Source organism: Nocardia sp. NBC_01503, from assembly GCF_036327755.1.
GTDB lineage: Bacteria > Actinomycetota > Actinomycetes > Mycobacteriales > Mycobacteriaceae > Nocardia.
The window spans coordinates 7337289-7350621 of record NZ_CP109596.1 but is presented as its reverse complement, the minus strand read 5'-3'; the positions used below and the strand labels follow the sequence as shown (position 1 = coordinate 7350621).

The window sequence follows — 13333 nt, the reverse complement described above, 5'->3', positions numbered from 1 at the left end:
ACCGTCAGTTGACGGGCACCGCCGGATCGACCGGGAAGATCGGCAGCCGCAGCGCACCCGAGGCCGACTCCGGCACCGTGGGCCGCGCGGGCCGCACCGGATTGATCCGCCGATACGGCGCACCCAGCTCCGGTCGTGGATCGGCCTCATTCCGGTTGGGCCAGAACGCCATTGCCCGCTCGGCCTGCGCGGTGATGGTCAGCGACGGATTCACACCCAGATTCGCCGTCACCGCCGAACCATCCGCGATATGCAGGCCGGGATACCCGAAGACCCGCTGATACGGGTCGACCACGCCGGCCTCGGGCCCCTCGCCGATCACGCAGCCGCCGATGTAGTGCGCGGTCGCCGGGATATTGAACACATCCATGATCAGGCTGTGCACATCCCCGTCGACCTTCTTCCCGAAGCGGCGGCCCACCTCGTGCGCCAGCGGAATCCAGGTCGGATTCGGTTTACCCGTGCCCTGTTTGGTCTTGAGCTGACCCCAGCGCCGATACGAGGTCAGCGAATTGTCCAGGGACTGCATGACCAGCAGGATCACCGATTTGTCCGAGGCATTGCGGGCATTGAGACTGCGCGCGAAAACGATCGGATGCAGCAGGATCGCCAGCAGGAACCGCAGGAACCGGAACGCCCCGCCGTCCACGATCGGCACCGACATGGGGAACAGGCCGTTCTGCCCGTGCCCGTAGTGGCACACCTCGATATGGGTGTTCGGCTCGGGATGAATCGAGGAGGTGATCGCTACGCCCTGCGCGAAATCGTCGCGGCCGTGGCTCACCACATTCAGGATCGCCTCGGAATTGGAGCGGGTCAGCTCACCCAGCCGCGGTGACAGCTCCGGCAGCACCTGCTCATCGCGCATCTTGTGCAGCAGCTTCTGCGTGCCCAGCGCCGCCGCGGCGAAGACCACCTGCTCGGCGGTGAAGGTCTTGCGGTCCTTACGAACCCAGCGATCCGAACGCACCGTCTCGAGGGCGTAGCCGCCGCCGGTCATGGGCCGCACCTTGGTCACCGTGGTCAGCGCGAAGACCGTCGCACCCGCCTGTTCGGCCAGGTAGAGGTAGTTCTTCGGGGTGGTGTTCTTGGCATTGTGCGGGCAGCCGGTGAAGCAGCGCGCGCAATGGATACAGCCGCTGCGCCGCGGTCCCGCGCCACCGAAGTAGGGGTCCTCGACCTCGGTCCCCGGATCGGCCTCATTGAAGAACACACCCACATTGGTGGCGTGGAAGGTGTCCGCGACCCCGAGGTCCTCGGCGACCGAGCGAATCACCTCGTCGGCGGGGGTCATGCGCGGATTCGGCGCGACACCCAGCATGCGCTGTGCCTGGTCGTAGTACGGCGCGAGCTCGGTCTTCCAGTCGGTGATGTGCGCCCACTGCTTATCGGTATAGAAGTCCGGCAGCGGTTCGTACAGCGTGTTCCCGTAGATCAGCGATCCGCCGCCGACCCCGGAGGCGGAGAACACCGCGCACTTGCCGAGCACGCTGATGCGCTGTGTGCCGGTCAAACCCAGGCGCGGGGCCCAGATCGCCTTGCGCACATTCCAGTTGGTCTTGGGAATATCCTGTGCTTCCCAGCGGCGGCCGGATTCCAGCACGGCCACCCGGTAGCCCTTTTCGGTCAGGCGCAGCGCGCTGACGCTCCCCCCGAACCCGGAGCCGATCACAACGACGTCGTAGTCGAAGTCGGGCATGGTTTTTCCTCTCGCATGCCTGCGTAACAGATGAGAAACTTCCCAACTCATTCTGTCATTTCCCTGCTATGGCCGAGACCATACAACAGAAGACTCGCTACCCACCCGCCTGGAGACTGCCGGGCGGATGGGGTAAGACGTGGGTTGTGACAACCGAGCGGAACGCCGAACCGGTGTACAGCGACCGCATCCTCACCGTCCCGAACGTGCTGAGCGCGATCCGGCTGATCGGCGTCCCGGTCTTCCTGTGGCTGCTGCTGGTGAAAGAGGCCGACGGCTGGGCCTTCGCACTACTGGTGGCCAGCGGTTTCACCGACTTCCTCGACGGCAAACTCGCACGGCTGCTTGACCAGTCGTCCAAGCTGGGCGCGATCCTGGACCCCCTGGTCGATCGCCTCTATCTGCTGGCGACTTTGGCGGGCTTCCTGATTCGCGGCATCCTGCCCTGGTGGGTGGTGCTCATCCTGGTCGCCCGCGACGGCATCCTGACCCTCACGCTCGGCATCTACAAGCGCCGGCAGCTGCCCCCGCCCGAGGTGATCTATCTCGGCAAGGCCGCCACCTTCGCGCTCATGTCCGCTTTGCCGTGGCTTCTCGCAGGTCGAATGGATTGGCCCCTGGCAGGTTTCGGCCGGGCCTTCGGCGGGGCATTCCTGGTCTGGGGTACGGCGGTCTACGTCTGGACCGGCATTCTCTACCTGGGCAAGGCCGTTGCGGTGTACCGCGCGATTCCGGCCGCCGCCGCACCACCCATACCGGCCCCGTCGAGCGAAGATCACTAGCCCATTAGGGTGTGTGGCGAACGGATCGGTGACGATCCCGAAAGGACCGCCCGTTGAAAGGACACCGCCAGTGAGCGACCTACCCGACGACCTGCGCTACACCGAAGAGCACGAATGGGTGCGCATCGCGGGACCCACCCGAGTCCGAGTGGGAATCACCGACTATGCCCAGTCGCAGCTCGGTGATGTGGTGTTCGTGCAGCTGCCCGACACCGATAAAGATGTCGCCACCGGCGACAGCATCGCCGAAGTGGAGTCCACCAAGAGTGTTTCGGACATCTACGCCCCGCTGGCCGGGAAAGTCGTTGCGGTGAACGAGATTCTGACGGCCGAGCCGGAGACTCTCAACACCGACCCGTACGGCGACGGATGGATCTTCGAACTCGAGTTGGACTCGGCCGAGACCCTCGATGCCGCATACGGTGACCTGCTCGATGCCGCAGGTTATCAAGGAGTTATCGGAGGCTGAAGCAGCCTTCACAGTTCTACCTGCACGGGTACGGCCCGGCAGGGTACGGTCAATGCCAACAGTTCCGCTGAAGGCATCAACTGCTTGCATGGATTATTCGGTTCGAGGAGGAGAGCAAGGGTGAGCGAGAACAAGGACCCGGGTTACCAGGAGACGGCAGCAGAGACCACTTCGGTGTTCCGCGCTGATTTCCTGAACGAGGTCGACACGTCGCGCCCTGAGCAGACCGGCGAACAGCCGGTGGGAGTCGAGGGTCTGCCCGCGGGTGCGGCTCTGCTGGTCGTCAAGCGCGGCCCGAACGCCGGTTCGCGGTTTCTGTTGGATCAGCCCACCACCTCCGCGGGACGCCACCCCGACAGCGACATCTTTCTCGATGATGTCACCGTGAGCCGTCGCCACGCGGAGTTCCGCCAGGACGACGACACCTTCCAGGTTGTCGATGTGGGCAGCCTCAACGGCACCTACGTCAACCGGGAACCGGTCGACTCCTCGGAGCTGCAGAACGGCGACGAGGTTCAGATCGGCAAGTTCCGTCTCGTATTCCTTACCGGTCCGCGGCCGCAGACAAGCGACGCGGGCGCACTATAGGACCGAGCGGAATGACTGGCGCAGCGCAGTGGACGCGCGGGGGCATGTCGATCGGCTCCGTGTTGGATTTGCTGCGTCCGGATTTCCCGGACATCACCATCTCGAAGATTCGATTCCTCGAATCGGAGGGATTGATCAGTCCGGAACGCACTCCTTCGGGATACCGCAGGTTCCACGTCGCCGACGTGGAACGCCTGCGGTTCGTGCTGACGGCGCAGCGGGATCAATACCTGCCGCTCAAGGTGATCAAGGAACAGCTCGAAGCGATCGACAGTGGGGCCGCGACGCTCGGGGTACGGGAAGCCCGTGCCCGAGCGGGCGTCGTCAGCGAGGGAGAGCTACATCCTATGGGCCCCAACGGGGATGGCCGCCTCCGGCGGCTAGGGGTCGTGTCCGGTGAGGTATCGCCCGAGGAGCTCCGGTTCGATCACGAGATCCGGATCCCGCGGGCGGATCTGTTGCAGCAGGCGGGAATCGACGAGAAGTTCCTCACCGAACTGATTCGCGCGAATCTCATCACGCCCGGTGCCGCAGGCTATTTCGACGCCGACGCGGTGACGCTCGCGCGCACCGCCAAGGCATTGAGCGAATTCGGTTTGGAGGCAAGGCATCTGCGTGCCTTCAAACTCGCCGCGGATCGCGAGGCGGCAATGGTCGCGCAGATCGCCGCGCCCATCGCCAAGAGCCGGGACGCCGACGCCCGCGCCCGCGCGGAGGAGACGGTGCGAGAGTTGGCGGCACTGTCGCTGACCCTGCACACAGCCCTGGTGAAGACCTCGGTGCGTGCTTCGCTCGGAGGCTGAAATCTTCGCCTAGACTCGGTGATACGACTCGCCCCGCTGTGTCGATGGCCGGGCGATCGGCGAGTTTATGGGAGGCAGTGCCATGAGTGAGCGAAGCGAGCGAATCATCAAACACAGCGCGCCTTTGCGCATGGTCGTGGCGAGCGCTAGCGAGGCACGGCCATGAGCGAAATGCGTGTGATCGGCATCCGTGTCGAACAGCCACAGAACCAGCCCGTGCTGTTGCTCCGCGAGGCTTCCGGTGACAGGTATCTACCCATTTGGATCGGGCAGGCCGAGGCCACCGCGATCGTACTCGAGCAAGAGGGTGTCACGCCGATTCGTCCGCTGACCCACGATCTGATCAAGATCCTCATCAAGGATCTCGGGCACACCTTGAAAGAGGTGCGGATCGTGGATCTGCAGGAGGGCACCTTCTACGCCGATCTGGTCTTCGAGAACGATCTGCGGATCTCCGCGCGCCCCTCCGACTCCGTCGCCATCGCCCTGCGGGTGGGTTGTCCGATCTACGCCGAGGAACCGGTGCTCGAGGAGGCCGGTCTCGTCATGCCGGACGAGCGCGAGGACGAGGTGGAGAAGTTCAAGGAGTTCTTGGAGTCGGTCTCGCCGGATGATTTCAAGGCCACCGACAGTTAAGTGGGGGGCGGCCGAATCGTTACCTCGACCTGTACTTAAGGTCTAGAAACACGCCGCTCGTCACGCTTGGTTCGACGCCGATGCTCCCGGGACAATCAGGAGAGTAGCCTCGACAGTTAGGCCACGCTCCAAACGTCGATGCAGTGTCCGATTTCAAGACACGAGCCCGGATAGGCCAGCAGTAAGGGAGTAGTCAGTGGGAGACCAACCGCACACCCATGATGTGGTGCAGCCAGGGCTGTTCCCCGATGACACGGTGCCTGACGAACTCGTCGGCTACCGGGTCCCGAGCGCCTGCCAGGTCGCGGGGATCACCTATCGGCAGCTGGATTACTGGGCCCGTACCGGGCTGGTCGTACCGTCCATCCGCAGCGCCACCGGATCGGGCAGTCAGCGGCTGTACTCGTTCAAGGACATTCTGGTCCTCAAGATCGTCAAGCGATTGCTGGACGCGGGGATCTCGCTGCAGAACATTCGCATCGCGGTGGATCATCTGCGCAGCCGCGGGGTCGAGGATCTGGCCGGCATCACCCTCTTCTCCGATGGGGCCACGGTGTACGAGTGCTCCTCACCCGAGGAGGTCGTCGATTTACTGCAGGGCGGGCAGGGTGTCTTCGGTATCGCGGTCAGCGGCGCCATGCGCGAGTTGACCGGGGCCATCGCCAATTTCCCGGCCGAGCGGGCCGAGGCCGGTACGGCCACCGAGCGTCCGGAGGATGAGCTGTCCTTCCGCCGCAAGGCCAGAATGAACCAGAAGACGGGTTAGTACCGCGAGCGCGTCACCTTCGGGGGGCGCGCTTATTTTTTTTGCGCGCCACGAGTGTGAAATCGACCCAGGCAACATTGCTGTAACTTGCCGACCTCTAGACTTGGCACTGCGTCGCAGCCGTGCGGGAGAGTCCCGGGGATGCAGGTCTTTTCGAAGGCAGGCAGAATCCGGGCGCCGAAGGAGCAGCACCTCCCCGTCAATCTCTCAGGCACAAGGGACCGTGCGGAGTTTCGGCGCCTCTGGAAAGCGGTGGTCGCGAGCCACCCGCCCATGGTGAAAGGGGTACCGCCACAACGGCTGTGCCCCGAATCTCTCAGGCGCCAACGACAGAGGGGGAGGGCAGACGACGCGTCGGCAACCGCGCCGACCCCCGCCCACCCCTTTGGAGAGCTGCCGTGACCTGGACTCGATCCTTCGCCGACCGCCATATCGGACCTGACAGCGGCGAACTCGAGCGCATCCTCGCCACCGTCGGTGTGGAATCGCTGGACGAACTCGCCGCCAAGGCCATTCCCGCGAGCATCCTCGACGGTGCCGGGAGCAATGGCCTCGACGCCCTGCCTGCCGCCGTCGGTGAACATGAGGCGCTGGCGGCGCTGGCCGCGCTGGCCGGGTCGAATACGGTGGCCACGACCATGATCGGCCTCGGCTACTACGACACGCTGACCCCGCCGGTGCTGGTCCGCAATCTGATCGAGAATCCGGCCTGGTACACCGCGTACACGCCGTATCAGCCCGAGATCAGCCAGGGACGGCTGGAGGCGCTGCTCAACTTCCAGACGATGGTGTCCGATCTGACCGGAATGGATGTCGCCAACGCGTCCATGCTGGACGAGGCCACCGCCGCCGCCGAGGCCATGACGCTGTTGCAGCGCGCGAACCGGGGCAGCAAGTCGCAGCGACTGCTCATCGACTCCGATCTGTTCCCGCAGACCCGGACCGTGCTGTTCACGCGCGCGGAGCCGCTCGGGATCGAGATCGTCGAGGCGGATCTGAGTGGCGGTGAGCTGCCCGAGGGTGACTTCTTCGGCGTGATCGTGCAGCAGCCGGGTGCCTCGGGCAAGATCGTCGACTGGACCTCGGTCATCGAAACCGCGCACGCGCGTAAGTCTTTGGTCGCGGTCGGCGCGGATCTGCTTGCGGCGACGCTGATTACGTCGCCGGGTGAGCAGGGCGCGGATGTCTGCTTCGGCACCAGCCAGCGGTTCGGTGTGCCGCTCGGATTCGGCGGGCCGCACGCGGGATATCTGGCGGTGCGTCAGGCGCATGCGCGGCAGCTGCCGGGGCGACTGGTCGGTGTTTCGGTGGACGCCGACGGCAATACCGCCTACCGGCTCGCCCTGCAGACCCGTGAGCAGCACATTCGCCGCGAGAAGGCGACCTCGAACATTTGCACCGCACAGGTACTGCTGGCCATTGTGGCCGCCATGTACGCCTCGTATCACGGTGCGGACGGGCTCAAGTCCATCGCGCGCCGGGTGCACGGGCACGCGCAGTGGCTGGCCGCGGGGCTGGGCGACGCGGTCGTGCATCAGAGCTTCTTCGACACCGTGCTGGTGAACGTGCCGGGCGGCGCGGAATCCATCGTCGCCAAGGCGAAGGGGGCGGGCATCAACCTGCGGCTCGTCGATGCCGATCATGTCGGCATCGCCTGCGATGAGGCGACCACCGACGCGCATGTGGTGGCGGTACTGGACTGCTTCGGCGCGGAGATCCCCGTCGGCCCCGAGGGCGCGCTCTTCCACGGCAAGCTGCGGCCGCACATCGAGAACCGCACCTCGGAGATCCTGACGCATCCGGCGTTCACCCGGTACCGCACCGAGACCGCCATGATGCGGTACCTGCGTTCGCTGTCCGACAAGGATATTGCCTTGGACCGCAGCATGATTCCGCTCGGATCGTGCACGATGAAGCTCAATGCGGCGGCGGAGATGGAATCCATCACGTGGCCGGGATTCAATCGGGTGCACCCGTACGCGCCGGTCGAAGACGCTCCGGGCCTGATCCGTTTGATAGAGGACCTGGAAGGCTGGCTGTGCGCCGTCACCGGGTACGACCGGGTTTCGTTGCAGCCCAACGCCGGTAGCCAGGGCGAGTACGCGGGACTGCTCGCGATTCGGCGGTACCACCTGGAACGCGGTGATACGCACCGGGATACGTGTTTGATTCCGTCCAGCGCGCACGGCACCAACGCGGCTTCGGCGGCGATGGTGGGAATGCGCGTCGAGGTCGTGAAAACCCGCGAGAACGGCGATGTCGATCTCGATGATCTGCGCGCCAAGATCGCCGATCACGCCGATCGCCTGGCCTGCATCATGATCACCTACCCGTCCACGCACGGCGTGTACGAGCATGAGGTCGCCGAGCTGTGCGCCATGGTGCACGACGCGGGCGGTCAGGTGTACGTCGACGGCGCGAACCTGAATGCCCTTGTCGGACTTGCCCGTCCGGGGCGGTTCGGCGGCGATGTCAGCCACCTGAACCTGCACAAGACCTTCTGCATTCCGCACGGTGGCGGTGGCCCGGGTGTCGGTCCGGTCGCGGTGCGCGAGCATCTGGCCAAGTACCTGCCGGGTGATCCGCTGGAGGCGGGATCGCATGCGGTGTCGGCCGCCAAGTACGGTTCGGCGTCGATTCTGCCGATCACCTGGTCGTACATTCGGATGATGGGTGCGGACGGGCTGCGGCGCGCCACGCTGACGGCTATCGCGTCGGCGAATTACATTGCGCGGCGGCTGGATCCGCATTTCCCGGTGTTGTTCACGGGTGACAACGGGATGGTCGCGCACGAGTGCATCCTGGATCTGCGGGAGATCACCAAGCGGACCGGTGTGACCGTGGATGATGTGGCAAAGCGGTTGGCGGACTATGGGTTCCATGCGCCTACGATGAGTTTCCCGGTGGCGGGGACTCTGATGGTGGAGCCTACCGAGAGTGAGAACCTCGAGGAGATCGATGCTTTCATCGACGCGATGATCGCTATCAAGGGTGAGATCGATCAGGTCGCGGCGGGTGTTTGGCCGGTTGAGGACAATCCGCTGCGGGGTGCGCCGCATACGGCTCAGTGCTTGGTGGGGGAGTGGGAGCACCCTTACAGTCGCGAAACTGCTGTTTACCCGCGGGGGTTGGGGAGTTCGCGGGCGAAGGTGTGGCCTTCGGTGCGGCGGATTGACGGTGCTTATGGCGACCGGAATTTGGTTTGCTCTTGCCCGCCGATTGACTCCTACACCAACTGAAGCCACTCGGGGCCCACGTAGCTGGGACAGGGACTTTCGCTCTGTCCCAGCGGGGTTCGGAGGATCGCCACGATTTTTCAGAGTGGGAACCTTGGGTGCCGTACCCGGCTTGAGCTTCCGGACTTTGGTCGGGAACTTACGTTCTCGACCGGAAGACCTGCTGTGGTTGCGTTTTCGAGAAAGAACAAAATCCCAAAAGACAAAAGCCTCAAAGACAAAAGATTAAAATACCTTTTGCTGATCATTTGCTCGGTGTGTTGTAATTCGACGCACGCGTGTTGCTTTGGTGCGCAGTAAGATCGAATGTATGGGCGAAAGTGCTGTTGCGGAGCTCACCAGCTATGAGTTGGTGGAGCGGTTGCAGGCGGTGCACTCGCGGATAGCTGCGGGGCAGGCCGAGGAGGCTGAGTTGATGACTCAGTTGTATCGGCTGCGTCGGGCGCAGCAGCTCGAACTCGGCGTGCGGGCGGTGCATGCGGGGGAGGATGCAGCCACCGAGATCGCTGTCGCGCTGAAGGTTTCTCAGCGGCAGGCTGATGTGATGATCGGGTTCGGGCTGGATTTGGATGCGCGTTTGCCGCGGGTGCGGGAGGCGTTCGCGGCGGGGCGGATCGATCTGCCACGGGCTCGCGTCATTCGAGATGTGCTCCTCAATGCCTCGGATGACCTTGTGGCACTGGTGGAACCGCGTATCGCCGCATACGCGGAGACCGCGGACCCCTCCCGGATCAAGCGCACCTTGCGCCGCTGGCTCCTCGAACTCGATCCGGCGGGGCAGGCCGAGCGCCGCAAAGCCGCGGAATCCGATCGCTACGTCACTGTGAGCGCGGCGGACAACGGCACCGCCATCCTCGACGGAGTACTGCCCGCCCCGGGTGCCCAGGCGCTTTACGAACGCCTGCGTGAAATGGCCTCAACCCAATGCTGTGGCAACGATCCTCGCACCACGAACCAGCGCCGCGCCGATGCCCTCATCGCCCTCGCCGATGGCAGCAACCGCCTGTCCTGCCAATGCGCCGACGAGAACTGCCCGCGCACAGCCGCACCGGACCAGTCCGCCAATCCCCGCAAAGCCCTTGTCCAAGTAGGTGTCTCCGCCGAAACCCTCGCGGGCCTGCGCGACAACCAGGCCCTCCTGGCCGGTTTCGGCGCGATCGACCCCGACCTGGCCCGCCAGATCGCGCGCCACGCCCACTTCGACATCATTACCGACACCGTCTCCGACGTGCCGGTCACGGATTCCCGACATGCCACCGGATCGGGTGCCACGGAATCCATTCCTGCCAAGTCGGAGACGCGCTACCGTCCAGCCGTGCGACTCGCGAGCAAGGTGCGTGCGCTCGACGGTGGCTGCCGCGCGCCCGGCTGCATGGTGCCCGCCGCAGCCACCGACCTCGACCACCAGGACCGTTTCAACCACCGCACCCCCGAAGTTGGCGGCCGCACAACGGAATCCAATCTCGGCTGCCGCTGCCGTCGCCACCACCGCCTCAAGACCCTGGCAGACAACGGAGCCAACGGCTGGCAGGTGATCCACCACCCGAACCGCCGAGTCGAATGGCGTTCTCCCACCGGAGAATCCATCACCACCACCCCCGAGGGAATGAAATTCCTCTTCCCCCGAGTCCACATCCCGCCCATCACCGCCCCGGGCGTCCCCACCCCCGAACCCGTAGAGCCCCTACTCAATCCGGGCCGAGTAATGAACGCACTCACCGAACTGGTGCACGTCTACTGCACCCCCACCCAACGCCGCCGCAAACCAGAACGCCCCCAACGGGAGCTTCCCGAGTACACCGACGCGCCCCCCTTCTAGGGCAGCCAAATTAGATGTGGGGTACATCCGGCACATGCGATTAATGTGTCCGTCTTGTCTTGTTCCTGAAAGGCAACCAGATCCCCCGGCCAGGCTGGAAGGCGAGAACGCGGCACCCAATGGGGGAGCGAATGCCGGGTACGTCACCCCAGGTTCCCACTCTGAAAAATCGTGGCCTTCCGCCGAACCCCGCTGGAACTGGAGCGTCCCCTCCCAAGCCTGCGACGAAGGCCCCGTGCCCAACCCTGTTACCCCGCAAGCCGGTACGCCCGTCAGCCCCCGTACCGAATTACCCCGACCGCGCCCCTTCTGATCGCTTCAAGATCGTCTTACACCGCGCCCGGCGCGATCGTGTGGCAGCATCCCCGACGTGCAAGAACCTGAAAAACAGTGGCGTCAGCTGGATCCCGCCACGCGCAAGTCCCTCCTGAACGGTGTACCGGCCACCGATCCTGACGTCGATCTGATCGCTCGGGCTTACGCTGAGTCGGCCTTGAGGATGTTCCGGACCCGGTTCACGGTCGGCGGCACTCTCGGTGCTGTGGTCGTGGTCGTCTTTCTGGGCATATTCGCCGAATCGATGAGCCCTACGGTCGCAGGCTTGGTGTTTTTGGTGGCCTGGTTTGGGCTCGCGTACTTCGCTGGCCGCCATCGGCTCACGTTGGTTCGCGTCCTGAATGCGAGCAGGTCGGGTCAGGAACCGATTGCGGCGGGAACTGCCGCACCCCTCGAAATCAGGGTCTCCGGCGGCGGCATTGTGAAAGCGCTGGTGGGGCCGCTGGTGATCGGTGCACTGTTCATATTCTTCGGCGTTCTGTTGGCCATGCCGGTGCTGCTCGGCTTCGGGATCGGACTGACCATCCTTGTGCTCGCCTACATGGGGTATTCACTGGTGGTTTGGGCACTCCCGGGCCGCCTGGCCTACGTTCTGGACCTCGACGGCATTCATACACCGACGCGCGGAGCGCGAGTCGGGTGGGAAGATGTGCGCGAGATCAGGATTGTGCCACTGCGACCCACGACTCGGGATCGTCGCAGGGTTATCGCCTTCGTCCTGCACGATGACGATCTGTACCTCCGCCAGCTTCCGCGCTGGGTCGCCTTCCTGAGCAGGCGGAAGAAGAAGACCTATTTGTCTCCGATGGTTTTCATAGACGGCCTGGCCGACAAGTCCGTCGCTGAGATCGCGGCCGCAGCAGCCGCCCTGTCTGGTCTTCCCACCTCGGCAAGCACGTTCTGAAGGCTTCTCGCTCTCCGGGTCTTTGCCTTTGAGGCTCCTGGCCGGGGCCCGGATGCGGGTCGGGGAGGTCCGCGACTTCCAAGACCTCGGGTCCGCCGAACCGGCTGAAACGCACTGCCTTCATGAATCGCTCCCATCTCCGCACCGGGTATCGCCGACTATGCGCAGTCTGTCAGCTTGTCGAAGTCGGCTGGTCGAGGCGTGGGAGCGGTTCTTCAGCGGCGGCGCAGAGCGGGATCGAGCAGAGCCGGTGGGGCGTCGTGCTTTTCGTCGGGGGACAGGTCGAGGCCGGGTGGGACGATGGCGTCGATCGCGTCCAGGAGGTCGGGGGACAGGACCGTATCGGCGGCGGCGAGTTGGGAATTCAGGTGGTCCAGGGTGCGGGGGCCGATGATGGCGCTGGTGACGGCGGGGTGTGCGGTGACGAAGGCCAGGGCCAGTTGGATCAGGGTGAGACCGGCGTCGTCCGCGATCTTGGCCAGCCGTTCGACGGCGTCGAGTTTGGCGCGGTTGGACGGGATGGACGTGTCGTACCAGCGGGGCCTGGTTTGTGAACGGCTGGTGGTGATTTCGCGGCCCGCCCGGATCGCTCCGGAGAGCCAGCCCGAGGCCAGCGGGCTCCAGACCAGGACGCCCATTCCGTATTCCTGGGTGACCGGCAGGACGTGGGATTCGATGCCGCGCTGGAGAATCGAGTAGCCGGGCTGTTCGGTGACGTAGCGGCTCAACCGGTTTTCCCTTGCCGCCCACTGGGCTTGGACGATCCGATAGGCGGGGAAGGTGGAGGAGCCGAAGTAGCGGATCTTGCCCGCGCGTTGTAGATCGGTCAGCGCGGAGAGGGTTTCCTCATCGCTGGTGGTCGGGTCCCAGCGGTGGACCTGGTACAGATCGACGTGGTCTACGCCGAGTCGGCGCAGGCTGTTGTCCAGCTGGGTTGTCAGCCAGCGGCGTGAACTGCCGCGATGATTGCGTTCCTCGTCCATGGGCAGGGTTGCCTTGGTGGCCAGCACGATATCGTCGCGGCGGCCCGAAATTGCTTGGCCGACCTGCTCTTCGGACTCGCCGATGCCGTAGACGTCGGCGGTGTCGATGAAATTGATCCCGGCCTCGAGTGCGGCGTCGACCATGGCGGTGGTCTCGGCCTGAGTGGTTCGTCCGAGGCTGCCGAAGTTCATCGCGCCGAGCGCGAGCGTGCTGACCTGTACGCCGGTGCGGCCGAGGGGGCGGTACTGCATGGCTGTTCTCCTCCGGAGACGCGCTATTGTGAGATAAGCGGAACGTTGTTCCGATAACCA

11 protein-coding genes and 1 riboswitch are annotated in these 13333 nt (G+C 64.7%); of the genes, 9 read left to right on the top strand and 2 right to left on the bottom strand.

All coding sequences use genetic code 11. The features are described from left to right. Positions 1-4: 4 nt before the first annotated feature. Positions 5-1699: a GMC family oxidoreductase gene (locus OHB26_RS33725; RefSeq protein WP_330181293.1), complete on the bottom strand. Its 1695-nt coding sequence runs from the start codon at positions 1697-1699 to the stop codon at positions 5-7. A 146-nt stretch (positions 1700-1845) separates the two neighbouring features. Here OHB26_RS33725 and OHB26_RS33720 point away from each other — a divergent pair, with 146 nt between their 5' ends. From OHB26_RS33720 to OHB26_RS33680, 9 genes are all read left to right on the top strand, one after another. Then, positions 1846-2481, top strand: coding sequence for a CDP-alcohol phosphatidyltransferase family protein (locus tag OHB26_RS33720; RefSeq protein WP_330181292.1), 636 nt, complete (start codon positions 1846-1848; stop codon positions 2479-2481). A 70-nt stretch (positions 2482-2551) separates the two neighbouring features. Then, positions 2552-2950: a glycine cleavage system protein GcvH gene (gene gcvH, locus OHB26_RS33715; RefSeq protein ID WP_330181291.1), complete on the top strand. Its 399-nt coding sequence runs from the start codon at positions 2552-2554 to the stop codon at positions 2948-2950. A gap of 120 nt (positions 2951-3070) precedes the next feature. Further along, a complete protein-coding gene (garA, locus tag OHB26_RS33710) occupies positions 3071-3538 on the top strand; it encodes a glycogen accumulation regulator GarA (RefSeq protein WP_067570835.1) in 468 nt (155 codons plus the stop codon). A gap of 44 nt (positions 3539-3582) precedes the next feature. Next, the gene (ftsR, locus tag OHB26_RS33705) at positions 3583-4341 is read left to right on the top strand and encodes a transcriptional regulator FtsR (protein ID WP_330185862.1); all 759 of its coding nucleotides are present in this window, start codon (positions 3583-3585) and stop codon (positions 4339-4341) included. Between the two features lie 162 nt (positions 4342-4503). Next, on the top strand, positions 4504-4977 hold the full coding sequence (locus tag OHB26_RS33700; RefSeq protein WP_067570905.1) for a bifunctional nuclease family protein: 474 nt from the start codon (positions 4504-4506) through the stop codon (positions 4975-4977). 196 nt (positions 4978-5173) lie between these two features. Beyond that, a complete protein-coding gene (locus OHB26_RS33695; protein WP_330181290.1) occupies positions 5174-5743 on the top strand; it encodes a MerR family transcriptional regulator in 570 nt (189 codons plus the stop codon). Positions 5744-5858: 115 nt separating this feature from the next. Further along, positions 5859-5977, top strand: a riboswitch (glycine riboswitch). 164 nt (positions 5978-6141) lie between these two features. After that, on the top strand, positions 6142-8982 hold the full coding sequence (gene gcvP / locus OHB26_RS33690; protein WP_330181289.1) for an aminomethyl-transferring glycine dehydrogenase: 2841 nt from the start codon (positions 6142-6144) through the stop codon (positions 8980-8982). 307 nt (positions 8983-9289) lie between these two features. Further along, on the top strand, positions 9290-10798 hold the full coding sequence (locus OHB26_RS33685) for an HNH endonuclease signature motif containing protein (protein ID WP_330181288.1): 1509 nt from the start codon (positions 9290-9292) through the stop codon (positions 10796-10798). 370 nt (positions 10799-11168) lie between these two features. Beyond that, positions 11169-12038 (top strand): hypothetical protein, encoded by an 870-nt coding sequence (locus OHB26_RS33680; protein ID WP_330181287.1) that lies wholly within the window; start codon positions 11169-11171, stop codon positions 12036-12038. 215 nt (positions 12039-12253) lie between these two features. Here the strand turns inward: OHB26_RS33680 and OHB26_RS33675 are convergent, their stop codons facing one another. Continuing rightward, positions 12254-13273 carry an aldo/keto reductase gene (locus tag OHB26_RS33675; protein ID WP_330181286.1) on the bottom strand — a complete coding sequence of 340 codons (1020 nt, stop codon included), beginning with the start codon at positions 13271-13273 and terminating at the stop codon, positions 12254-12256. Between the last annotated feature and the right edge of the window lie 60 nt (positions 13274-13333).

Bases quoted from the DNA above. Each gene is read 5' to 3' on its own strand.
- ftsR (WP_330185862.1), top strand. From the start codon at position 3,583: ATGTCGATCGGCTCCGTGTTGGATTTGCTGCGTCCGGATTTCCCGGAC.
- OHB26_RS33700 (WP_067570905.1), top strand. From the start codon at position 4,504: ATGAGCGAAATGCGTGTGATCGGCATCCGTGTCGAACAGCCACAGAAC.
- OHB26_RS33725 (WP_330181293.1), bottom strand. From the start codon at position 1,699: ATGCCCGACTTCGACTACGACGTCGTTGTGATCGGCTCCGGGTTCGGG.
- OHB26_RS33685 (WP_330181288.1), top strand. From the start codon at position 9,290: ATGGGCGAAAGTGCTGTTGCGGAGCTCACCAGCTATGAGTTGGTGGAG.
- OHB26_RS33675 (WP_330181286.1), bottom strand. From the start codon at position 13,273: ATGCAGTACCGCCCCCTCGGCCGCACCGGCGTACAGGTCAGCACGCTC.